The sequence below is a fragment of the Streptomyces sp. NPDC056231 genome, from assembly GCF_048270745.1.
Classification (GTDB): Bacteria; Actinomycetota; Actinomycetes; order Streptomycetales; family Streptomycetaceae; genus Streptomyces.
In genome coordinates, this window is the sequence record NZ_JBLVKW010000032.1 from 50,409 (window position 1) to 71,462 (window position 21,054).

Consider the following 21,054-nt stretch of genomic DNA (forward strand, 5'->3'; position numbering starts at 1 on the left):
ACGCCCCCGTTGTGTAGCGGCCTAGCACGCTGCCCTCTCACGGCAGTAGCGCCGGTTCGAATCCGGTCGGGGGTACAACAAGGCAAGAAACCAAGGGCCCTTCACTTCGGTGAAGGGCCCTTGGTCGTGTGCCCGGATCCGTTGCGTACGGGCCCGTCGGCTCAGAGCCCGTACCGCCGGTGCGACTCCTCCTCCTGGGCCGGCGCAGATGGCTCTCGTCGTACTCGGTCTGGGGCGCGCCGATGCGTTCACCGGGCGTCAACAGCCCGTCACGCAGGTGGTAGTTGATCGTTGCCGTCGAGACGTCGCTCTGTTTGCTCAGTGCCGAGAGCCGCATCTGCGCCTTCCCTTGCGCCACCGCTTGGGCGGTGCCACTGTCCAAGCGATGGATAGCCGCACTCTCCAGCAGCGATCAGGGGGCAGGGCATGCGTGTGAAGCCGATACCGGGACGGTCGACCGCGGCAGCCGAGGGGGACGTGGTCGTCCTGCTCATCGGGATGCGTATCAATCACTTCTGGGGCGCGCACCACTGGCTGCCGGTCCTTGTGGCAATGCCGCGCATGCTGCGGGAGTTGAGCCGGGACAGGAGCCGCGGGCTGCTCGGCTACACCTTGCTGTCCGGATCGCCGAGGACGTACTACGTCGTCCAGTACTGGGAGTCCAAGGAGAAGCTCTACGCGTACGCCGCCGCGCCCGACATGCTCCACCGCAAGGCCTGGGCGATGGTGAACCGCAAGGAGAAGAAGTCCCGGCAGCACGTGGGGCTGTGGCACGAGACATACATCGCGCCCGAGGGGTCGTACGAATCGATCTACGCCGACATGCCGCCGCACGGACTGGCCGCGGCGGTGGGCGTGCTGCCGATCGAGGAGCGGGGACGGCGGGCGGCGGACCGTCTCGCGCACCGCTCGTCCACGGAGCGGAAGGGCTGAGAGGGGGCCGTCACGACGCTGGGACGGCCGGGGAACGATTTCTTGCTGTGCCGGGTCTGTGTGCCGGGCTCGTGCGGCAGGCGGGTCCGAGGGCCGTGCCGGCAGGTGATCCGTACGTCAGCCGGTGCGGCGCAGGGCCTCGCTCAGCCGGGCCGCCGAGTCGATGACCGCCTGGGCGTGCATCCGGCCCGGGTGGCGGGTCAGCCGCTCGATCGGTCCGGAGACCGAGACCGCCGCGACCACCCGGTTCGACGGCCCGCGTACCGGAGCCGAGACCGAGGCGACGCCCGGCTCCCGCTCGCCGATCGACTGGGCCCAGCCCCGGCGGCGCACACCCGAGAGCGCCGTCGCTGTGAAGCGGGCGCCCTGGAGGCCGCGGTGCAGGCGCTCCGGCTCCTCCCAGGCCATCAGGATCTGGGCCGAGGAACCCGCCTTCATGGTCAGGGTGGAGCCCACCGGCACGGTGTCCCGCAGTCCGGACAGCCGCTCCGCCGCGGCCACACAGATCCGCATGTCGCCCTGTCGGCGGTAGAGCTGCGCGCTCTCGCCGGTGATGTCCCGCAGATGTGTGAGCACCGGTCCCGCCGTCGCCAGCAAGCGGTCCTCGCCTGCCGCGGCCGCGAGCTCCGCCAGCCGGGGGCCGAGGATGAACCGGCCCTGCATGTCCCTCGCCACCATCCGGTGGTGTTCCAGTGCCACAGCCAGTCGATGAGCCGTGGGTCGTGCAAGCCCGGTCGACGCGACCAGCCCGGCGAGGGTGGCCGGGCCGGACTCCAGGGCGCTCAATACCAGAGCCGCCTTGTCGAGAACGCCGACGCCGCTAGAGTTGTCCATACGACGATACTTGCGTCTCACTCTGTGAAACGCAAGTTCAATTTCCGGCAGAAGTTGCGAACCTGTAGGGGCGGCCGCACAACGGCCCGTAGTCACCGCCCCGCACGGAGGTCCGGACGGCGGTGCACCGAAATCTCTAGTTGGGCCGGCGAAGACGCCGGCCGGAGGGAAAGCGATGGGTAGGACACTCGCGGAGAAGGTCTGGGACGACCACGTCGTCCGGCGCGCGGACGGCGAGCCCGATCTTCTCTTCATCGATCTGCACCTGCTGCACGAGGTGACCAGCCCCCAGGCCTTCGACGGCCTCCGGCAGGCCGGACGCGGGGTGCGGCGCCTCGACCTCACCATCGCCACGGAGGATCACAACACTCCGACCCTCGACATCGACAAGCCGATCGCCGACCCGGTCTCCCGCGCCCAGTTGGAGACCCTGCGCAAGAACTGCGCGGAGTTCGGCGTACGGCTGCACCCGCTGGGCGATGTCGAGCAGGGCGTCGTGCACGTAGTCGGCCCTCAGCTGGGTCTGACCCAGCCCGGCACCACGGTCGTCTGCGGCGACTCCCACACCTCCACGCACGGCGCTTTCGGCGCGCTGGCGTTCGGTATCGGCACCAGCCAGGTCGAGCACGTCCTGGCCACGCAGACGCTGCCGCTGGCTCGCCCGAAGACCATGGCGATCACCATCGACGGCGAACTGCCCGAGGGGGTCACGGCCAAGGACCTGATCCTCGCGATCATCGCGCGGATCGGCACCGGCGGCGGCCAGGGCTACATCCTCGAATACCGCGGCTCCGCCATCGAGAAGCTCTCGATGGAAGCCCGGATGACCATCTGCAACATGTCGATCGAGGCAGGCGCCCGGGCCGGCATGATCGCCCCGGACGAGACCACGTTCGACTACCTGAAGGGCCGCGACCACGCCCCGCAGGGCGAGGACTGGGACGCCGCCGTCGCGTACTGGAAGACGCTGCGCACGGACGACGACGCGGTCTTCGACGCCGAGGTCGTCATCGATGCCGCCGAACTGGCGCCGTTCGTCACCTGGGGCACCAACCCCGGCCAGGGCGCGCCCCTGTCGGGACACGTCCCCGACCCGGCTTCGTACGAGGACGCCTCGGAGCGGAACGCCGCCGAAAAGGCCCTGGAATACATGGGGTTGACCGCCGGACAGCCGCTGCGCGAGATCAGCGTCGACACCGTCTTCGTAGGCTCCTGCACCAACGGCCGGATCGAGGACCTGCGCAACGCGGCCGCGATCCTGGACGGCCGTAAAGTCGCCGACGGCGTACGGATGCTGATCGTCCCGGGCTCGGTCCGGGTCGCCCTGCAGGCCGTCGAGGAGGGCCTGGACAAGGTCTTCACCGCGGCCGGCGCGGAATGGCGGCACGCGGGCTGCTCGATGTGTCTCGGCATGAACCCCGACCAGCTGGCCCCCGGCGAGCGCTCCGCGTCGACCTCGAACCGTAACTTCGAGGGCCGGCAGGGCAAGGGCGGCCGTACCCACCTGGTCTCCCCGCAGGTCGCCGCCGCCACCGCCGTGCTGGGCCGCCTGGCCTCGCCGGCCGACCTGTCCGACGCCCTTACGTCCGCCGGAGTCTGAGAACCATGGAAGCTTTCACCGCACACACCGGCCGGGCCGTCCCGCTGCGCCGCAGCAACGTCGACACCGACCAGATCATCCCCGCCCACTGGCTGAAGAAAGTCACCCGCGACGGCTTCGAGGACGGGCTCTTCGAGGCGTGGCGCAAGGATCCCGAGTTCGTCCTCAACCGGCCCGAGCGGGACGGCGCAACGGTCCTGGTGGCCGGTCCCGACTTCGGTACCGGATCCTCCCGTGAGCACGCGGTCTGGGCCCTGCAGAACTACGGCTTCAAGGCCGTCATCTCCTCCCGGTTCGCCGACATCTTCCGCGGCAACTCGCTGAAGAACGGGCTGCTGACCGTGGTCCTCGACCAGAAGGTCGTCGACGCACTGTGGGAGCTGACCGAGGCCGACCCGGCCGCCGAGGTCACTGTCGACCTGGAGGCACGCCAGGTCCGAGCCGAGGGCATCACCGCCGACTTCGAGCTCGACGAGAATGCCCGCTGGCGACTGCTGAACGGGCTGGACGACATCAGCCTCACCCTTCAGAACGAAGCGGACATCGCGTCTTATGAGGTGGCAAGGCCGACCTTCAAGCCGCGTACAATTAACACCTGAGCAGCGCGTTTCCAGTACTGCGCCCCTTGCCTTCTGGCAGGGGGCGCAGTCGCTTGTTGAGACCCCATCGGGCGACAACTCGCCCCAGATGGCACAATCGGTGCATGGAACGCGACAGCCAACTCAAGCTTTACGGCCAAGTCGCCGACCGATTGAAGGAAGCGCACGCAAGAGTGCGCGCACTGCAAGTCCCGGAGGGCGTACGGATGGCGCTGTCCCGGAAGCTGTTGGTCATCACGGCCGCGGCGAAGCACGATCTCCCGGATGCGGCAAGGCGTCTGGACCGGTTGATGAAGGACCTCGATGAGGGCCGATTCCCCGAAGGTGACTGACCTCTGCGGAACTGTGCGGCGGTCGACTTCGTTGCGGCACTAGGGTGATTAGCCCGTTTCGTGTTTGATTTGCGGTATATATCTGCCTAACGTGCGAAAACGCTTGAACACTTACGTTCTGGCAATGTCTCCGAAGGGGAAGACGTGAACAAGGCACAGCTCGTAGAAGCGATTGCCGACAAGGTCGGCGGCCGTCAGCAGGCCGCGGACGCGGTCGACGCGGTACTCGACGCGATCGTCCGTGCAGTGGTCGCGGGGGACCGGGTCTCGGTCACCGGTTTCGGCTCGTTCGAGAAGGTCGACCGCCCGGCCCGTTACGCCCGCAACCCGCAGACGGGCGAGCGCGTGCGGGTCAAGAAGACCTCGGTGCCCCGCTTCCGTGCGGGACAGGGCTTCAAGGACCTGGTGAGCGGCTCGAAGAAGCTCCCCAAGCACGATGTGGCCGTGAAGAAGGCGCCCAAGGGCAGCCTCTCGGGCGGTGTTTCCGCCCGTGCGACCACCAAGGCCGCGGCCAAGAAGGCCGCCGCCAAGAAGGTTGCGGCGAAGAAGGTCACCGCCAAGAAGACCGTGACGGCGGCGAAGGCCGCTGCGGCGAAGAAGACCACCGCGAAGAAGACCACCGCGGCGGCCAAGAAGACCACGGCGGCCGCGAAGACCACCGCTGCGGCGAAGAAGACGGCTGCCAAGAAGGCCGTCACCGCCAAGACCGCACCCGCCAAGAAGGCGACGGCGAAGAAGGCGCCCGCGAAGAAGGTCACGGCGCGCAAGACCACGGCCAAGAAGGCTGTCGCGCGGAAGAAGTGAGACCGAGCAGCAGAGGGCTGCTCACACGCGCCGGGCCGGGCTCCCCTCGGGGAGCCCGGCCCGCGGGCTGTCCGGGGTGCGCTCGGCGGCCCTGCGGGCCGGTCGCGCCCGTCAGAACGTCTGCAGCGTCACCAGGGTGATCCGCAGGGCCGCTCCCTCGCCCTCCACCTCGATCCGCACCCGCTGCCCCGGGCGCAGCAGCCGCAGGCCGCCCGCGTCGAAGGCCGGGGCGTCGAATTCCACCGGGGTGCCGTCGTCGAGCAGCACACTGCCGGTGCGGGTCTCGGGGTCGTACGTGTACGAGGTCGCCTGCATGAACGGCAGCCTATCGGTCCCTCGCGGGCACGTCCGAGGCCAAGCTGCCCGCCGTGTGCGGACCCACCCCGAGGGCCAGCGCGGCCCGCAGATCGGCGCCGGTGTCCACGTCCTGGCGGACCGATTCGATGCCGGCCGGGACTATCTCCACAGCGCCGGAGGCCAGATGCCGGGCCCGGGACGGGCCACCGAAAGCCGGGCGCAATTCCACCCCCGCCGAAGCCGAAAGAAAAGTCGTGCCGATTCCCGCCATATCCGTAACAAATGCGCGCGGGAATTCAGCGGAGAATTCGAGCACCCGGGTCAATTCCGCGGGACGCAGCGCGGGCAGATCCGCGTTCAGCGCGGCGAGTGCCGCGGCGGGCCTTCGGTCGCGTATCGCCCGCTCGCCGTGGGTCAGCGCGGCATTCAGGCCGGCGGCCGGCCGGTCGGGAACGATGTGCGCGCCGAGCGCCGAGAGTGCGGCCCCGGCCACCGGGTCGTCCGTGACGACCACCACATCCCGTACGGCCCGGCAGGCCAGCGCGGCGGTCACGGTGTCCTGGGCGAAGGCCAGGGCGAGCCGGGGGCGCAGCAAGGGGCCCGTTGCCTGCGACAGCCTGCTCTTGGCCCGTGCCAGCGGCTTCAACGGGACGACCAGGGACCACATCCCGGTCCGGTCGGTGTTCGTGGCGATCTCCCCCTCGGTGCGCATCGCCGCCTATTCTCGCCTGCCGGTACGACAACCCGGTGCGACAACCCGGAGGGGTGGCCCCGGGGCCGGGGCGTACGGTGTTCTCGACAGAGCAGGGGCCTGGGGTGACACTTGACCGCCACAGGCAGGCGAACGCGTCAGGTCCGTAGAGGAAGGTGTCCGAGTGTCCGGCCGCAGAATCGGCTTCTGGTACCGCCTGGCGGCGGTCATCGCGAAACCGCCGCTGGTGGTTCTGTTCAAGCGTGACTGGCGGGGAATGGAGCACATTCCGGCCGACGGCGGATTCATCACTGCGGTCAATCACAACTCGTATCTGGACCCGCTCTCCTACGGTCATTTCCAGTACAACACCGGCCGGGTGCCGCGGCTCCTCGCCAAGGCGGGGCTCTTCAAGGCCCCCTTTGTCGGAATGATGCTGCGTGGCACCGGACAGATCCCCGTGTACCGCGAGACGACCAATGCGCTGGACGCCTTCCGGGCCGCCGTGGACGCCATCGAGCGCGGCGAATGCGTTGCCTTTTATCCGGAGGGGACCCTCACCCGCGACCCCGACATGTGGCCGATGGCCGGCAAGACCGGAGCCGCCCGCGTCGCGTTGATGACGAAGGCTCCGGTCATCCCCGTTGCCCAGTGGGGCGCGAACCTGGTGATGCCGCCGTACGCCAAGGAGAAGAAGCTCCAACTTTTCCCGCGCAAGACCCTCCAGGTGCAGGCAGGTCCGCCCGTCGACCTCTCCCGGTTCTACGACAAGGAGCCGACGCCCGACGTCCTGCGCGAGGCGACCGAGGTCATCATGGCCGCGGTGACCGCACAGCTGGAGGACATCCGCGGCGAGAAGGCGCCCGCCGAGCTCTACGACCACCGCAAGGCGCGTGCCGAACAGCGGCGCAAGGCCGAAGGAGAGGGACGCAAGTGACGCACCCCGTAAAGGCAGCCGTCTTCGGAACCGGCTCATGGGGTACGGCCTTCGGCATGATCCTCGCCGATGCCGGCTGCGAGGTCACCCTCTGGGGCCGCCGCGCCGAGGTCGCCGCGGCCATCAACACGACCCGTACCAACCCCGAATATCTGCCGGGAATTGAACTCCCGGAGTCCATCCGGGCCACCACCGACGCCGCCCGGGCGCTGCGCGGCGCCGACTTCGCCGTACTCGTCGTGCCCTCGCAGACGTTGCGCGCCAACCTCGCCGACTGGGCCCCGCACCTCGACCCCGACACCGTCCTCGTCTCGTTGATGAAGGGCGTCGAACTCGGTACCGCGAAGCGGATGAGCGAGGTCATCGAGGACGTCACCAAGGTCTCCGCGGACCGTATCGCCGTCGTCACCGGACCCAACCTGGCCAAGGAGATCGCCGAACGCCGCCCTGCCGCGGCCGTCGTCGCCTGCCAGGACGAGTCGGTGGCCCAGCGCCTCCAGGCCGCCTGCCACACCCCGTACTTCCGCCCGTACACCAACACCGATGTGGTCGGCTGTGAGCTCGGCGGCGCGGTGAAGAACGTCATCGGTCTCGCTGTCGGTATTGCCGACGGGATGGGGCTCGGCGACAACGCCAAGGGCTCGCTCATCACCCGCGGCCTCGCCGAGACCACCCGGCTCGGTCTCGCCATGGGCGCCGACCCGCTGACGTTCTCCGGACTCGCGGGCCTCGGTGACCTCGTGGCGACGTGCTCCTCGCCGCTGTCGCGCAACCACACCTTCGGCACCAACCTCGGCCGCGGCATGACGCTGGACGAGACCATCGCCATCACCAAGCAGACCGCCGAGGGCGTCAAGTCCTGTGAATCGGTGCTCGATCTGGCACGCCGGCACGGCGTCGACATGCCCATCACGGAGACGGTCGTCTCCATCGTCCACGAGGGCAAGCCGCCGATGGTCGCTCTGGGCGAGCTGATGTCGCGCAGCGCGAAGGCCGAGCGGCACTGACCCCCGACCGGCCCCGGTGACGCTGACGCGACCCGTACCAGCAGGTACGCTCATCGTGATATGAGCAGCGAGAACCTCCCCCAGAGCCCGGAGCAGCAGCTCCGCAAGCCGCGTGTGGCCGTCGTGTTCGGCGGCCGCAGCTCCGAACACGGCATCTCGATCGTCACGGCCGGCGCCGTCCTGAATGCCATCGACCGGACGAAGTACGACGTCCTGCCGATCGGCATCACGACGGACGGCCGCTGGGCGCTCACCGCCGACGAGCCCGCACGCATGGCCATCACGGACAGGAAGATGCCGGACGTGGCCCAACTGGCCGAGTCCTCCGAGGGCAGCGTGGTGCTCTCCGTCGACCCCGGCAGCCGTGAAGTGGTGTACAGCGAGCCCGGCTCGGTTCCCAAGGCGCTCGGCGAGGTCGACGTCGTCTTCCCCGTGCTGCACGGCCCGTATGGCGAGGACGGCACTCTTCAGGGACTTCTGGAGCTTTCCGGTGTGCCGTACGTGGGTGCCGGTGTGCTCGCCTCGGCGGTCGGCCAGGACAAGGAATACATGAAGCGGGTGTTCACGTCGTTCGGGCTGCCCGTCGGCCCGTACGTCGTCGTCCGCCCCCGCGAATGGGACAACGACCGCCTCGCCGCCCGCAAGCGCATCGTGGACTTCGCCGGGGAACACGGCTGGCCGCTCTTCGTCAAGCCCGCGCGGGCCGGCTCGTCCATCGGCATCACCAAGGTCGACGACCTCGCCGGACTCGACGAGGCGATCGAGGAAGCCCGCCGCCACGACCCCAAGTTCCTCGTCGAGTCGCTGCTGCGCGGCCGCGAGATCGAGTGCGGGGTGCTGGAGTTCGAGGACGGACCGCGTGCCAGCGTGCCCGCCGAGATCCCGCCGGTCACCTCGCACGACTTCTACGACTTCGAGGCCAAGTACATCGACTCGGCGTCCGGGATCGTGCCCGCGCCGCTCACCGAGGAGCAGACCGCCGAAGTCCAGCGGCTCGCGATCGACGCGTTCGAGGCCGCGTCCTGCGAGGGCCTCGTGCGCGCCGACTTCTTCCTCACCGAGGACGGCACGTTCGTCATCAACGAGATCAACACGCTGCCGGGCTTCACTCCGATCTCCATGTACCCGCGGATGTGGCAGGAGAGCGGTGTGAGCTACCAGGAGCTGGTCGACCGGCTGATCCAGGCGGCGTTGACCCGGCCCACCGGCCTGCGCTGACCCAGGCGCTACACGCTGCTGGGGATCGTCTTCCTGACAGCCGGGGCGAACGCCGCGAGCGGGCTGGCGTCATGGGCGTACGCCGTCGAGAGCGTCACCTCGACATATGCCTTGCGATAGGTCGTGGTGAAGCGCGGACCGGCGTCCTCCGGCTGCTCCAGCAGCCAGTTGACGCCGTCCGCCTCGGTCCCCTTGGCCATGGGATCGTCCATCTTCGCGGGCCGGTCGACACCGCAGCGCAGTACGATCGCCCCGTCCCCCCATGAGGCGGTCAGCACGGACTTCGGCCCGGAGTCGTCACGGTTCTGTCCGGCAACGGTCTCCGGCAGTTCCTTGTGCAGGGCACCGCAGTAGGCTGCGACTTCCGGCATCGGGGTGGGGACCGTGATCGACGCCGCGGCGTCCGTCGTGGAGCAGCCCGCCGCGGCCAGCATCAGAACGGCAGCGGACGGACCGAGAAACACGGGGCGGCGGAGCCGGCGGCGGAAGGACGTCACCGGCCCAGCGTAGACGGGGGCTACAGGTGGACGACCGGGCAGGTCAGGGTTCTGGTGATGCCTTCCACCTGCTGGACCTTGGCGACCACCATGCGGCCGAGTTCATCGACTGTGCCGGCCTGCGAGCGCACGATCACGTCGTAGGGGCCGGTGACGTCCTCTGCCTGGATCACTCCCGGAATTTTCGCGATGGTCTCGGCGACGGTCGACGCCTTGCCCACCTCGGTCTGAATAAGGATGTACGCCTGTACCACGGAACCTCCAGGGCGGCCACGAGGATCATGTGGGGGAAAGAGACGCCACGGTATCGCGTTGCCGAGGGCGGCGGGGAGACCTGTGGAACGGATGACGTCCACAGCGTGGCGCACGGATGCCATGAGTTGACGTATGCCTTGACAGTACCGACAGCACTGAAGGTCCGCGACTGCAAGCGCAGCGGTGCGTACGGGCGACAGGCATGCCGGTGACAACGGGGGCAGACTGCTCCCGGCGGCGGCCGGGCCACGGCCCGGACCACCGGCGGCCGACCCAGACCGGACGTCCGTCCGGCGCGACAGATGAGAGGTGAGACTCGGTGAAGGGAACCGTGGGCGAGTTGGGGGAGTTCGGGCTCATCAAGGAGCTCACGTCCCGGCTCACCAGCACTCCGGCGGTGCGGCTCGGACCCGGCGACGACGCCGCAGTCGTGGCCGCCCCCGACCGCAGGGTCGTGGCCAGTACGGACATCCTGGTGGAGGGACGGCACTTCCGCCGCGACTGGTCGACGGCGTACGACGTCGGACGCAAGGCCGCCGCACAGAACCTCGCCGACATCGCCGCCATGGGCGCCGTTCCCACCGCGCTGCTGCTCGGCCTGGTCGTCCCGGCCGAACTCCCGGTCACCTGGGCGGGCGAGTTGATGGACGGCATCCGTGACGAGTGCCAGGTCGCGGGGGCGGCCGTGGTCGGCGGTGACGTCGTCGCCGGGGAGACCATCACCGTCGCGATCACCGCGCTCGGCGATCTGCGCAACCATGAACCCGTCACCCGGGCCGGCGCCCGACCCGGTGACGTCGTCGCCGTCACCGGCTGGCTCGGCTGGTCCGCCGCCGGGTACGCGGTCCTGTCCCGCGGCTTCCGCTCGCCGCGCGCCTTCGTCGAGGCCCATCGGCGCCCCGAACCGCCGTACCACGCGGGCCCCGCGGCCGCCGGACTCGGCGCCACCGCCATGACGGACGTCAGTGACGGACTCGTCGCCGACCTCGGACACATCGCCGAGGCCAGCAAGGTCCGGATCGATCTGCGGTCCGGGCTGATCGACATTCCTTCGCAGATGTCCGACATCGGCCAGGCGGTCGGCGTGGACCCGCTCCAGTGGGTGCTCACCGGGGGAGAGGACCACGCGATCGTCGCGACCTTCCCCCAGGACGTGAAGCTGCCCGCCCGCTGGAAGGTGATCGGCGAGGTCCTCAACCCGTCGGCGCTGCCCCAGGTGACGGTCGACGGGGCCCCTTGGACCAGCAAGGGCGGCTGGGACCACTTCGGCGGCATCGAGGACGCCCAGTAGATTGAGGCGTATGCCCGTAACCTCTGCCGCACCGCAGGTGCCGCTTGCTCCACCCCGTGTGCTCACCGTCGCCGGATCCGACTCCGGCGGTGGTGCGGGCATCCAGGCCGACCTCAAGACGATGCTGGCGCTCGGCGTGCACGGCATGAGCGTGATCACCGCGGTGACCGCGCAGAACTCGCTGGGCGTCCAGGGCGCGTGGGAGCTGCCCACGGAGGCGGTACGGGCCCAGTACCGCAGCGTCGTCGACGACATCGGCGTCCAGGCGGTGAAGACCGGCATGCTCGCGTCGGCCGCCCTCGTCGAGACCGTCGCCGCACTCCTCGCGGCAACGGACGCCCCGGTGGTCGTCGACCCGGTGGGGGTCTCCAAGCACGGTGATCCACTGCTCGCTGCCGAAGCCCTCGATTCCGTACGGACGAAGCTGCTGCCGGTCGCCACGGTGGCAACCCCCAACCTCGACGAGGTGGCGCAGCTCACCGGCGTGACGGCCACGGACGAGACCGGAATGCGGCAGGCCGCGGCAGAGATCCTGGGATACGGGCCGCGCTGGGTCGTCATCAAGGGCGGTCACCTGCCCGGCGAACCGGTCGACCTCCTCACGGACGGCACCGAGGAGCACTGGCTGCGCGCCCCCCGCGACGACAACCGGCACACGCACGGCACGGGCTGCACCCTCGCCTCCGCGATCACCTGCGGGCTGGCCCGGGGCAAAGACGTACCGGCGGCCGTACGGGCCGCGAAGGCGTACGTCACCGGGGCGATCGCGGCGGGCTTCCCGCTGGGCACCGGGATCGGCCCGGTCCGGCACGGCTGGCAGCTGTAACGGCCGCCCCCGCGACAGGGAGTGGGAGAGCACAGCAAAAAGCCGGTCCACCGAGATGGACCGGCTTTTTGGGCAACCGGAAGGCTGCGCTACGACGGGAACGTCAGCGCGCGACCTTGCCGGCCTTGATGCACGAGGTGCAGACGTTGAGCCGCTTCGGCGTCCGACCGACCACGGCACGCACGCGCTGGATGTTGGGGTTCCAGCGACGGGACGTACGGCGGTGCGAGTGCGAAATGTTGTTGCCGAAGCCCGGCCCCTTGCCGCAGACGTCGCAGTTGGCAGCCACGGGTCACTCCAAAGACTTCAGGTGCACTTACAGTGAATTCCGGCGCGCCGGAATCATTTGACTGAAGTGGCGGTACCGGAGGAAGGCCCGACTCTCATCGGGCAACCGAAGCAGCATACAACGGCCGCGTCGGTAGAACGAAACTACCATGGGTTTCCCCGCCGTCTGCCCCGCCCCTGTCCCTGCCGGACACACCGGGCAGGACTAGTCTGCGGTCCACCGCCCGCACGGCCGCTCTCCAGGAGGAACACCAGGTGCCGCAGACCGCCGACGACATGGACGCCGTCGCGGTGCGTACCTGGTGCTCACTGGCGCTGGAGGCATTGGGCCGGGAGCGTGAGGCGATCGACGCGATCAACGTCTACCCCGTCGCGGACGGGGACACCGGCACCAACCTCTATCTGACGATGGAATCGGCGGCGGCCGCCGCCGAGGCGGTCTTCGCCGCCCACGAGACCGGTATGTCCGTGCCCGCCCTCGCCGATGTCGTACGGGCCATGGCACACGGGGCGCTGATCGGCGCCCGCGGCAACTCCGGCACGATCCTTGCGCAGCTGTTGCGCGGCATGGCGGGAGTGCTGGCCGACGGGCACGACGCGGACCATCTGCGCCGCGCCCTGACCCGGGCCGCCGAGGCCGCCCGGCAGGCCGTCGCGCACCCTGTCGAGGGCACGGTGCTGACCGTCGCCACGGCGGCCGCCGAGGCCGCCGGGCGGACGGCGGGCGACCCGAGACCGGAAGCGGTCGCGCAGGCGGCGTACGAAGGGGCGCGTACGGCACTGGACGCGACCCCCGGGCAGCTCGCCGTCCTCGGGCGGGCGGGAGTCGTCGACGCCGGAGGCCGTGGCCTGGTGACCGTCCTGGGGGCGCTTGTCGAAGCGGTCTCCGGTGAGGCGCCCGCACGCGGGACCTGGGTGACACCCGACATCGCCCCCGTGACCGCTGCCGCCGCCGACGACTGCGCGGCAGGCGGGCCGGCGGAAGGACCCGCCTTCGAGGTGATCTATCTCCTGGAGGCCCGGGACGACGCCGTCGACCGGCTGCGGGCCCGGCTCGACGGGCTCGGCGACTCGCTCGTCGTGGTCGGCGGCGACGGGCTGTGGAACGTCCACGTCCATGTCGACGATGCCGGTGCGGCGGTGGAGGCCGGGGTCGAGGCGGGCAGACCGTACCGGATCCGGATCACCCACTTCGGCGCCGACCGGGTCCACCCCCACCCCAGCGAGCCCGCGCAGCGCGGTGTCGTCGTGGTGGTCCCGGGCGACGGGCTCTCCGGGCTGTGCACGGAGGCCGGCGCGACGACGGTGCTCGCCCGCCCCGGAGAGCCGCCCGCCAGCGGTGAACTGGTCGATGCGATCCGTCGCGCCCATGCCCGCGAGGTGGTCCTGCTGCCCAACGACGCGGAGCTGCGCCACACGGCCGCGGCGGCCGCGGAGCAGGCCCGTACGGAAGGCATCCGGGTCGCCCTGATCCCGACCCGCGCCGCCGTCCAGGGCATCGCGGCGCTCGCCGTCCACGAACCGGACCGCAGCTTCGACGAGGACGTGGTGGCGATGACCGCCGCGGCCGGCGCCACCCGGTACGCCGAACTGGCCGTCGCCGAGCGGCAGTCGTGGACCATGGCGGGCATCTGCCAGGCCGGCGACATCCTGGGGCTGATCGACGGCGATGTGGCGGTCATCGGGGAGGACGTGCCCGGTACGGCCCGGACCGTGCTCGACCGGATGCTGTCGGCGGGCGGTGAACTCGTGACGCTGGTCCTGGGCGAGGACGTGCCGGACAGCCTGGCGGAGGCGCTGCAGGAGCATGTGCGCGAGGGGTACCTGGCGGTGGACACGGTGGTGTACCGGGGCGGCCGCCTCCGCGCTCCGCTGCTGATCGGCGTGGAGTAGGCCACCCCTCCGGCCCGGTCCCAGGGGTGCGCAGACGTTTCCGACCAGGGGATTCCGGTGGTGCGGGCGACTTCTGTCAGTGGCTTGGTGTGCAATGGATCGCGTGTCCGCGTTCGATGAACCCCTCAAGAAGCTGCTCGGCGGTGCCACCGCGAAGGTGATGGCCGAGCACCTCGACCTGCACACGGTCGGTGATCTGCTGCACCACTACCCGCGGCGGTACGAGGAGCGCGGCCAGCTCACCGCGCTGACCGACCTCCCGCTGGACGAGCACGTGACCGTCGTCGCCCAGGTCGCCGACGCGCGGATCATGGTGTTCAACAACGGCAGGGGCAAGCGCCTGGAGGTGACCCTCACCGACGGCAGCGGCCGACTGCAGCTGGTCTTCTTCGGCCACGGCGTGCACAAGCCGCACAAGGAACTGCTGCCGGGCCGCACGGCGATGTTCGCGGGCAAGGTCTCCGTCTTCAACCGGAAGATGCAGCTCGCGCACCCCACGTACCAGCTGCTCGACACCGCGGACGCCGACGAGGCCACGGAGGCGGTGGACGCCTTCGCCGGACGGCTGCTGCCCATCTATCCCGCCTGCAAGCAGCTCGACTCCTGGCGGATCGCCAAGGCCGTCGACACCGTGCTGCCCAGCGCACGGGACGCCGTCGACCCGCTGCCGCTCCCGCTGCGCGAGGGGCGCGGCTTCACCCCGCTGCCCGAGGCGCTGCTGAAGATCCACCGCCCGCAGACCAAGGCGGACATCGCCGACGCCAGGGACCGGCTGAAGTGGGACGAGGCGTTCGTCATGCAGGTCGCGCTCGCCCGCCGACGGTACGCGGACACCCAGCTCCCGGCGGTGGCACGCAGCCCCAGGCACGGCGGACTGCTCGACGCCTTCGACGCCAAACTGCCGTTCACCCTCACCGAGGGCCAGGACAAGGTCTCCAAGGAGATCTTCGACGACCTGGCGACCGAGCACCCGATGCACCGGCTGCTGCAGGGCGAAGTCGGGTCCGGGAAGACCATGGTCGCGCTGCGCGCCATGCTCGCCGTCGTCGACGCGGGCGGACAGGCCGCGATGCTCGCCCCCACCGAGGTGCTCGCCCAGCAGCACCACCGCTCCATCACCGACATGATGGGCGAGCTCGCCGAAGGCGGAATGCTGGGCGGCTCCGACCTCGGTACGAAGGTGGTGCTGCTGACCGGGTCCATGGGGATGGCGGCCCGCCGTCAGGCGCTGCTGGACCTGGTCACCGGCGAGGCCGGGATCGTGATCGGCACGCATGCGCTGATCGAGGACAAGGTGCAGTTCCACGACCTGGGGCTGGTCGTCGTCGACGAGCAGCACCGCTTCGGAGTGGAACAGCGCGATGCGCTGCGGTCCAAGGGAAAGCAGCCGCCGCACCTGCTGGTGATGACCGCCACCCCCATTCCCCGTACCGTCGCGATGACGGTCTTCGGCGACCTGGAGACGTCCGTCCTGGACCAGCTGCCGGCGGGCCGCTCGCCGATCGCCAGCCATGTCGTCCCGGCCAAGGACAAGCCGCACTTCCTCAGCCGCGCCTGGGAGCGGGTCCGCGAGGAGGTCGGCAACGGGCATCAGGCATACGTCGTCTGCCCCCGGATCGGTGACGACGCCGACGACGAGGCCGAGAAGAAGAACAGGAAGAAGGCCGCGGAGAAGACGGCCGAGGAGGACGGGGAGAAGCGCCCGCCGCTCGCGGTCCTGGAGATCGCCGAACAGCTCACCAAGGGCGCCCTCGCCGGTCTGCGTATCGAGGTGCTGCACGGCAGGATGAACCCCGACGACAAGGACGACGTGATGCGGCGCTTCGCCGCGGGCCAGGTCGACGTCCTCGTCGCGACGACCGTCATCGAGGTCGGGGTCAACGTCCCCAACGCCACCGCGATGGTGATCATGGACGCCGACCGGTTCGGCGTCTCCCAGCTCCATCAGCTCCGCGGCCGGGTCGGCCGGGGCTCCGCCGCCGGCCTCTGTCTGCTCGTCAGCGAGGCGCACGAGGCGAGCCCCGCGCGTGCCCGGCTCTCCGCCGTCGCCGCCACCCTCGACGGCTTCGAACTGTCCCGGATCGACCTCGAACAGCGCCGCGAGGGCGATGTCCTCGGCCAGGCCCAGTCCGGGGTCCGCACGTCCCTGAGGGTGCTCTCCGTCATCGACGACGAGGAGGTCATCGCCGCAGCCCGCGAGGAGGCCGTGGCGATCGTCACGGCGGACCCGGACCTGGCCCGCCTGCCGGAGCTGCGCACCGCGCTGGCCGCCCTGCTCGACAAGGAGCGCGAGGAGTACCTCGACAAGGGCTGAGTTCGGGGGACGCATGGGGCCTTCGGGCGTGATTCGAAAGTCCCGCCTGCCGGGCGGCGTCCGGCACGCACGCTCGCCGCGTTGTCGGGCCCGCCCCGATACGCCCGGTACCGGGGCGGCCCTCCGCCTTGCGATCGCACGCACTGGACGCCGCCCGGCTCGCCCTACGGCCGGACGACGCTCCTTTCGAAACACGCCCTGGGGCCCCATGCGGGCCCGAAGCCATATCGTGGGATGCACGGCGCCCGCCCCACCCCGGCGGGCCACCCCCGACCCGAGGACCAGACACCCATGACCCGCGTGATCGCCGGCTCGGCCGGCGGACGCCGCCTGGCCGTCCCGCCCGGCACCGGCACCCGCCCCACCTCCGACCGCGCACGCGAGGGCCTGTTCTCCACCTGGGAAGCGCTCCTGGGCACCCTGGAGGGCATCCGAATCGCAGATCTGTACGCGGGCTCCGGCGCCGTCGGTCTCGAAGCGCTCTCCCGCGGCGCGGTCCACGCCCTGCTCGTCGAGGCCGACAACAAGGCCGCCCGCACGGTCCGGGACAACGTCCGTACGCTCGGTCTGCCCGGCGCCGAAGTCCGTACCGGCAAGGCCGAACAGATCGTGACGGGACCGACGCCCGCGGACCCGTACGACGTGGTCTTCCTGGATCCGCCGTACGCCGTCACCGATGGCGATCTTGGCGAGATACTGCTCACACTCCGTGCTCAGGGCTGGCTCACGGACGATGCCCTCGTCACCGTGGAACGGAGCACCAGAGGCGGAGAATTCAACTGGCCCGAGGGATTCGAGCCACTGCGGGCCCGTCGCTACGGCGAGGGAACGCTTTGGTACGGTCGCGCCGCCTCTACGTGCGAAGACGCACGATGACCGCACCGGAGAGCGAGGGACTCAAGTTGCGCCGCGCCGTCTGTCCGGGGTCGTTCGACCCCATCACCAACGGACACCTCGACATCATTGGCCGCGCCTCGAAGCTGTACGACGTCGTACATGTCGCGGTGATGATCAACCAGTCCAAGAAGGGTCTGTTCACGATCGACGAGCGGATCGAGCTGATCCGTCAGGTCACCGCGGACTTCGGCAACGTCCAGGTCGAGTCCTTCCACGGCCTCCTGGTCGACTTCTGCAAGCAGCGCGACATCCCGGCGATCGTGAAGGGCCTGCGGGCCGTCAGCGACTTCGACTACGAGCTGCAGATGGCCCAGATGAACAACGGCCTCTCCGGGGTCGAGACGCTCTTCGTGCCGACCAATCCCACGTACAGCTTCCTGTCGTCCTCCCTGGTCAAGGAGGTCGCGGCCTGGGGCGGCGACGTCTCGCACCTGCTGCCGCCGCTGGTGCATGAGGCGCTCGTCGAACGTCTCGCCCAGCAGTGATGCACTGACCGTCCGTCACCCGGTGTCGGACGGGCGCCGACTGGCCGTACAGTCGTGCCATCCGTCTCCAATCAGCAGTAGAGAGTGGCGAGCACACGGTGGACGTGCAGAAGAAGCTCGACGAGATCGTCGAAGCGGTCGGGAACGCCCGGTCCATGCCCATGTCGGCGTCGTGCGTGGTCAACCGCGCCGATCTGCTCGCCATGCTCGAAGAGGTACGTGAAGCCCTTCCCGGCTCACTCGCCCACGCCCAGGAACTCATCGGCGGCCGGGAGCAGATGGTCGAGCAGGCCCGGCAGGAGGCCGAGCGGATTATCGAGGCCGCCCACGCCCAGCGCGGCTCACTGATCTCCGACACCGAGGTCGCCCGGCAGTCCCAGGCCGAGGCCGACCGCATCCTCGGCGAGGCTCGCCGGGAGGCCGACGAGGTGCGCGCCGAGGCCGACGAGTACGTCGACAGCAAGCTTGCCAACTTCGAGGTCGTCCTCACCAAGACCATCGGCTCCGTCGACCGGGGTCGCGAGAAGCTCCTCGGCCGTGGCCAGGGCTTCGACGAGCACGGGTACGAGGACCCCGACTTCGCCGAGGCCCCCGAGCGCAGCGCCGACCCGGAGACGCTCCGGCGCCGCGCCGACGAGTACGTGGACACCAAGCTCGGCGCGTTCGAGGCCGTGCTCGCCAAGACCCTGGAAGCGGTCGGCCGCGGTCGGCAGAAGCTGCACGGCCGGGTCGCCACCGACGAGCTCGGCGCGCACATGGCCGCCCAGGACGCCGCGGGCAGCCAGGGCCACACCAGCGACGAGGACCACTGGGCCGGTCTCGCCGAGCTCGCCACCCCGGAGCCGCAGCCGGTGCCCCAGCAGGTCCAGCCGCACTTCCCGGCACAGGCGCAGCCGGGCTACCCGGAGACGTACGCGTACCAGGAGCAGCCGCAGCAGGACATGTACGGGTACCAGCAGCAGCCGGACCCGTACGCCGCCTATCAGTCACAGGGCTACGACGAGGGCCAGGCGCAGCTGCAGCCGCAGGGGTACGAGGGCTGGCAGCAGCCGATGCCGGCGCATCAGCCCCTTCCGCCGCAGGGTGAGAGCGCCCTCGACGAGACCAGCCTCTTCGACACCAGCATGATCGACATCGATCAGCTCCGCCGGTACGAGCAGGAGCGCTGACCGGGGCGGCCAGGACGCAGACCGAACGCGACCGGTTCCGCCCGGTTCGAGGCCGGAATCGGACCCGGTTGGGAGCAGGGTAACGCGTCCAGTATCCTGGTTCTTCGGTCGCGCGTAGGTCTGCGATCCCGGCTGCCCGCTTCAACTTTCGATCCGGTCGGCCCCTCCCCACGGTGCGCATTGCGCCATGCATACGATTTCGAAAGCAGGAAAAGCCCTGAACGGCCACCTCGACCACCGAAACCCTCTCGTGTTCGATACGCACGAGCTGGGTCGGCGTCCCGGTGCCCTCCTGCGGCTGACCCGCTCGGTGGACGCGCCCGAGGACCTCGGTATCGACGGGGTCATCGGTGTGCCGGAGGGCTCCCCCGTGGAGCTGGAACTCCGCCTCGAATCGGTCATGGAAGGGGTGCTTGTCACAGGCACCGCCCGTGCGTCGGCCGAGGGGGAGTGCGTAAGGTGTCTGGAGCCGCTGCGCCGAGAGGTTGCGGCGGACTTCCAGGAGATGTTCTCGTACCCTGACGCCGATGACCGGGGCCGCAGCAAGGCGGCGGACCCGGCCGACGACGCCGAGGACGACGAGGACAGGCTCTTCCTCGAGGACGGCTTGTTCGACCTCGAACCAGTGCTGCGTGATGCGGTGGTGCTCGCACTGCCGATGCAGCCGGTGTGCCGGGAGACCTGTGCCGGCCTGTGTTCCGAATGCGGGATCAGGCTGGACGAGAACCCCGGTCACCACCACGATGCCGTCGACATCCGTTGGGCGGCATTGCAAGGACTCGCCGAGACCGTTCAGGACGGCGAGAAGGACAACATGGGCGGCGCCGAAGCGGGCGTCGACGAGAAGCAGGAGAAGTAGCCGTGGCTGTTCCGAAGCGGAAGATGTCGCGCAGCAACACGCGCCACCGCCGGTCGCAGTGGAAGGCTGCGGTCCCCACCCTGGTTTCGTGTGAGCGTTGCCAGGAGCCGAAGCTGCAGCACATCGCGTGCCCCAGCTGCGGCACGTACAACAAGCGCCAGGTCCTCGAAGTCTGAGCGGCTGGTGAGAGGCCCGATGTCTGAGTTGTCCCACGCCAAGAAGCAGGCAGACAACGTCAACACAGCCTCGTCCCACACGCTTCTGGAAGGGCGGCTCGGGTATCACCTCGAGTCCGCCCTTCTGGTGCGTGCGCTGACCCACCGTTCCTACGCATACGAGAACGGCGGCCTGCCCACCAACGAGCGGCTCGAATTCCTCGGGGATTCGGTACTCGGCCTGGTGGTCACGGACACGCTGTACCGCACCCACCCCGACCTGCCCGAAGGTCAGCTGGCCAAGTTGCGGGCCGCGGTGGTCAACTCGCGTGCACTTGCGGAGGTCGGCCGTGGCCTCGACCTCGGCTCCTTCATCCGGCTCGGCCGGGGCGAAGAGGGTACGGGCGGCAGGGACAAGGCATCCATCCTCGCCGACACGCTTGAAGCGGTGATCGGCGCGGTCTATCTCGATCAGGGCCTCAGTGCGGCCTCGGAGCTGGTTCACCGGCTCTTCGACCCGCTGATCGACAGGTCCTCCAATCTCGGCGCCGGCCTGGACTGGAAGACCAGCCTCCAGGAGCTCACCGCGAGCGAGGGCCTCGGAGTCCCCGAGTACCTCGTCACGGAGACCGGCCCGGATCACGAGAAGACCTTTACTGCTGCTGCTCGCGTCGGTGGTGTCTCGTACGGCACCGGCACCGGCCGTAGCAAGAAGGAAGCGGAGCAGCAGGCGGCGGAGTCCGCCTGGCGCGAGATCAGCGCCGCTGCGGAGCAGCGGGAGGCCGCGGCGAAGGCCGCAGCCGACGGAGGGGCCGCCGACACCCCTGCCGGCCCGCTGCCGTCCACGGGCGTCACTCCGGCCTGACCTGGGAA

Annotated in this window: 25 protein-coding genes and 1 tRNA gene; 19 read left to right on the forward strand and 7 right to left on the reverse strand. The window is 69.8% G+C overall.

Going from position 1 to position 21,054, the window contains the following annotated elements:
• The first annotated feature begins 2 nt into the window (after positions 1–2).
• Positions 3–75, forward strand: a tRNA-Glu gene (locus ACNPQM_RS23640).
• Here the strand turns inward: ACNPQM_RS23640 and ACNPQM_RS23645 are convergent.
• Complete coding sequence (locus ACNPQM_RS23645; protein WP_418085633.1) at positions 38–337, reverse strand: MerR family transcriptional regulator; 300 nt, start codon at positions 335–337, stop codon at positions 38–40. The two genes, ACNPQM_RS23640 and ACNPQM_RS23645, sit on opposite strands and share 38 nt — an antisense overlap.
• An 89-nt stretch (positions 338–426) precedes the next feature.
• Here ACNPQM_RS23645 and ACNPQM_RS23650 point away from each other — a divergent pair, with 89 nt between their 5' ends.
• On the forward strand, positions 427–933 hold the full coding sequence (locus tag ACNPQM_RS23650) for a DUF4188 domain-containing protein (RefSeq protein WP_418085619.1): 507 nt from the start codon (positions 427–429) through the stop codon (positions 931–933).
• Between the two features lie 117 nt (positions 934–1,050).
• Here the strand turns inward: ACNPQM_RS23650 and ndgR are convergent, their stop codons facing one another.
• The gene (gene ndgR / locus ACNPQM_RS23655; RefSeq protein ID WP_358861093.1) at positions 1,051–1,767 is read right to left on the reverse strand and encodes an IclR family transcriptional regulator NdgR; all 717 of its coding nucleotides are present in this window, start codon (positions 1,765–1,767) and stop codon (positions 1,051–1,053) included.
• A gap of 175 nt (positions 1,768–1,942) precedes the next feature.
• Here ndgR and leuC point away from each other — a divergent pair, with 175 nt between their 5' ends.
• From leuC to ACNPQM_RS23675, 4 genes are all read left to right on the forward strand, one after another.
• Complete coding sequence (leuC, locus tag ACNPQM_RS23660) at positions 1,943–3,367, forward strand: 3-isopropylmalate dehydratase large subunit (RefSeq protein WP_418085620.1); 1,425 nt, start codon at positions 1,943–1,945, stop codon at positions 3,365–3,367.
• A gap of 5 nt (positions 3,368–3,372) precedes the next feature.
• Entirely contained in the window at positions 3,373–3,966 is a 594-nt protein-coding gene (leuD, locus tag ACNPQM_RS23665; protein ID WP_358861091.1) for a 3-isopropylmalate dehydratase small subunit, read from the forward strand.
• A gap of 104 nt (positions 3,967–4,070) precedes the next feature.
• A complete protein-coding gene (locus ACNPQM_RS23670) occupies positions 4,071–4,298 on the forward strand; it encodes a hypothetical protein (RefSeq protein WP_351792768.1) in 228 nt (75 codons plus the stop codon).
• A 144-nt stretch (positions 4,299–4,442) separates the two neighbouring features.
• Positions 4,443–5,102 carry an HU family DNA-binding protein gene (locus ACNPQM_RS23675; protein ID WP_358861090.1) on the forward strand — a complete coding sequence of 220 codons (660 nt, stop codon included), beginning with the start codon at positions 4,443–4,445 and terminating at the stop codon, positions 5,100–5,102.
• Between the two features lie 111 nt (positions 5,103–5,213).
• On the opposite strand, the gene ACNPQM_RS23680 is transcribed toward ACNPQM_RS23675, so the two are convergent.
• A complete protein-coding gene (locus ACNPQM_RS23680) occupies positions 5,214–5,417 on the reverse strand; it encodes a hypothetical protein (protein WP_326792733.1) in 204 nt (67 codons plus the stop codon).
• A gap of 10 nt (positions 5,418–5,427) precedes the next feature.
• Positions 5,428–6,111 (reverse strand): 2-phospho-L-lactate guanylyltransferase, encoded by a 684-nt coding sequence (cofC, locus tag ACNPQM_RS23685; RefSeq protein ID WP_418085621.1) that lies wholly within the window; start codon positions 6,109–6,111, stop codon positions 5,428–5,430.
• A gap of 163 nt (positions 6,112–6,274) precedes the next feature.
• Between cofC and ACNPQM_RS23690 the strand changes: the two genes are divergently transcribed.
• The 3 genes from ACNPQM_RS23690 to ACNPQM_RS23700 are packed head-to-tail and all read left to right on the forward strand — an operon-like array spanning position 6,275 to position 9,252.
• Positions 6,275–7,027 carry a lysophospholipid acyltransferase family protein gene (locus tag ACNPQM_RS23690; RefSeq protein ID WP_358861088.1) on the forward strand — a complete coding sequence of 251 codons (753 nt, stop codon included), beginning with the start codon at positions 6,275–6,277 and terminating at the stop codon, positions 7,025–7,027.
• Positions 7,024–8,034 (forward strand): NAD(P)H-dependent glycerol-3-phosphate dehydrogenase, encoded by a 1,011-nt coding sequence (locus ACNPQM_RS23695; protein ID WP_358861087.1) that lies wholly within the window; start codon positions 7,024–7,026, stop codon positions 8,032–8,034. The genes ACNPQM_RS23690 and ACNPQM_RS23695 overlap by 4 nt, the downstream gene beginning before the upstream one ends.
• Before the next feature lie 60 nt (positions 8,035–8,094).
• Positions 8,095–9,252, forward strand: a complete 1,158-nt coding sequence (locus tag ACNPQM_RS23700) for a D-alanine--D-alanine ligase family protein (protein WP_358861086.1) — start codon at positions 8,095–8,097, stop codon at positions 9,250–9,252.
• Between the two features lie 8 nt (positions 9,253–9,260).
• On the opposite strand, the gene ACNPQM_RS23705 is transcribed toward ACNPQM_RS23700, so the two are convergent.
• Together ACNPQM_RS23705 and ACNPQM_RS23710 are read right to left on the reverse strand one after the other, a co-directional pair.
• On the reverse strand, positions 9,261–9,749 hold the full coding sequence (locus ACNPQM_RS23705; RefSeq protein ID WP_358861085.1) for a DUF3515 domain-containing protein: 489 nt from the start codon (positions 9,747–9,749) through the stop codon (positions 9,261–9,263).
• A 20-nt stretch (positions 9,750–9,769) separates the two neighbouring features.
• On the reverse strand, positions 9,770–10,003 hold the full coding sequence (locus ACNPQM_RS23710) for an Lrp/AsnC family transcriptional regulator (protein ID WP_358861084.1): 234 nt from the start codon (positions 10,001–10,003) through the stop codon (positions 9,770–9,772).
• A 320-nt stretch (positions 10,004–10,323) separates the two neighbouring features.
• Between ACNPQM_RS23710 and ACNPQM_RS23715 the strand changes: the two genes are divergently transcribed.
• The gene (locus ACNPQM_RS23715) at positions 10,324–11,295 is read left to right on the forward strand and encodes a thiamine-phosphate kinase (RefSeq protein WP_418085622.1); all 972 of its coding nucleotides are present in this window, start codon (positions 10,324–10,326) and stop codon (positions 11,293–11,295) included.
• A 10-nt stretch (positions 11,296–11,305) separates the two neighbouring features.
• Entirely contained in the window at positions 11,306–12,121 is an 816-nt protein-coding gene (gene thiD, locus ACNPQM_RS23720) for a bifunctional hydroxymethylpyrimidine kinase/phosphomethylpyrimidine kinase (RefSeq protein WP_418085623.1), read from the forward strand.
• A gap of 103 nt (positions 12,122–12,224) precedes the next feature.
• Here the strand turns inward: thiD and rpmB are convergent, their stop codons facing one another.
• On the reverse strand, positions 12,225–12,410 hold the full coding sequence (gene rpmB / locus ACNPQM_RS23725) for a 50S ribosomal protein L28 (RefSeq protein WP_030928661.1): 186 nt from the start codon (positions 12,408–12,410) through the stop codon (positions 12,225–12,227).
• Between the two features lie 254 nt (positions 12,411–12,664).
• Between rpmB and ACNPQM_RS23730 the strand changes: the two genes are divergently transcribed.
• From ACNPQM_RS23730 to rnc, 8 genes are all read left to right on the forward strand, one after another.
• Positions 12,665–14,302: a DAK2 domain-containing protein gene (locus tag ACNPQM_RS23730; RefSeq protein ID WP_418085624.1), complete on the forward strand. Its 1,638-nt coding sequence runs from the start codon at positions 12,665–12,667 to the stop codon at positions 14,300–14,302.
• A 94-nt stretch (positions 14,303–14,396) separates the two neighbouring features.
• Positions 14,397–16,616, forward strand: a complete 2,220-nt coding sequence (gene recG / locus ACNPQM_RS23735) for an ATP-dependent DNA helicase RecG (RefSeq protein ID WP_418085625.1) — start codon at positions 14,397–14,399, stop codon at positions 16,614–16,616.
• A 291-nt stretch (positions 16,617–16,907) separates the two neighbouring features.
• Positions 16,908–17,492: a 16S rRNA (guanine(966)-N(2))-methyltransferase RsmD gene (gene rsmD / locus ACNPQM_RS23740; protein ID WP_358861079.1), complete on the forward strand. Its 585-nt coding sequence runs from the start codon at positions 16,908–16,910 to the stop codon at positions 17,490–17,492.
• A gap of 26 nt (positions 17,493–17,518) precedes the next feature.
• Entirely contained in the window at positions 17,519–17,998 is a 480-nt protein-coding gene (coaD, locus tag ACNPQM_RS23745) for a pantetheine-phosphate adenylyltransferase (protein ID WP_358861105.1), read from the forward strand.
• A 98-nt stretch (positions 17,999–18,096) separates the two neighbouring features.
• Positions 18,097–19,167 carry a cell division initiation protein gene (locus ACNPQM_RS23750; RefSeq protein WP_418085626.1) on the forward strand — a complete coding sequence of 357 codons (1,071 nt, stop codon included), beginning with the start codon at positions 18,097–18,099 and terminating at the stop codon, positions 19,165–19,167.
• Positions 19,168–19,354: 187 nt separating this feature from the next.
• Positions 19,355–20,026, forward strand: coding sequence for a YceD family protein (locus ACNPQM_RS23755; RefSeq protein WP_418085627.1), 672 nt, complete (start codon positions 19,355–19,357; stop codon positions 20,024–20,026).
• Positions 20,027–20,028: 2 nt separating this feature from the next.
• Positions 20,029–20,202, forward strand: coding sequence for a 50S ribosomal protein L32 (rpmF, locus tag ACNPQM_RS23760; protein WP_003965982.1), 174 nt, complete (start codon positions 20,029–20,031; stop codon positions 20,200–20,202).
• Positions 20,203–20,221: 19 nt separating this feature from the next.
• A complete protein-coding gene (rnc, locus tag ACNPQM_RS23765) occupies positions 20,222–21,046 on the forward strand; it encodes a ribonuclease III (RefSeq protein WP_358861076.1) in 825 nt (274 codons plus the stop codon).
• Positions 21,047–21,054 lie beyond the last annotated feature (8 nt).

Coding starts and splice junctions, on each gene's coding strand:
- ndgR (WP_358861093.1), bottom strand. CDS start 1,767: ATGGACAACTCTAGCGGCGTCGGCGTTCTCGACAAGGCGGCTCTGGTA.
- rnc (WP_358861076.1), top strand. CDS start 20,222: ATGTCTGAGTTGTCCCACGCCAAGAAGCAGGCAGACAACGTCAACACA.
- leuD (WP_358861091.1), top strand. CDS start 3,373: ATGGAAGCTTTCACCGCACACACCGGCCGGGCCGTCCCGCTGCGCCGC.
- leuC (WP_418085620.1), top strand. CDS start 1,943: ATGGGTAGGACACTCGCGGAGAAGGTCTGGGACGACCACGTCGTCCGG.
- ACNPQM_RS23700 (WP_358861086.1), top strand. CDS start 8,095: ATGAGCAGCGAGAACCTCCCCCAGAGCCCGGAGCAGCAGCTCCGCAAG.
- rsmD (WP_358861079.1), top strand. CDS start 16,908: ATGACCCGCGTGATCGCCGGCTCGGCCGGCGGACGCCGCCTGGCCGTC.
- ACNPQM_RS23670 (WP_351792768.1), top strand. CDS start 4,071: ATGGAACGCGACAGCCAACTCAAGCTTTACGGCCAAGTCGCCGACCGA.
- cofC (WP_418085621.1), bottom strand. CDS start 6,111: ATGCGCACCGAGGGGGAGATCGCCACGAACACCGACCGGACCGGGATG.
- ACNPQM_RS23755 (WP_418085627.1), top strand. CDS start 19,355: ATGCATACGATTTCGAAAGCAGGAAAAGCCCTGAACGGCCACCTCGAC.
- recG (WP_418085625.1), top strand. CDS start 14,397: ATGGATCGCGTGTCCGCGTTCGATGAACCCCTCAAGAAGCTGCTCGGC.
- ACNPQM_RS23645 (WP_418085633.1), bottom strand. CDS start 337: ATGCGGCTCTCGGCACTGAGCAAACAGAGCGACGTCTCGACGGCAACG.
- ACNPQM_RS23680 (WP_326792733.1), bottom strand. CDS start 5,417: ATGCAGGCGACCTCGTACACGTACGACCCCGAGACCCGCACCGGCAGT.
- thiD (WP_418085623.1), top strand. CDS start 11,306: ATGCCCGTAACCTCTGCCGCACCGCAGGTGCCGCTTGCTCCACCCCGT.
- ACNPQM_RS23650 (WP_418085619.1), top strand. CDS start 427: ATGCGTGTGAAGCCGATACCGGGACGGTCGACCGCGGCAGCCGAGGGG.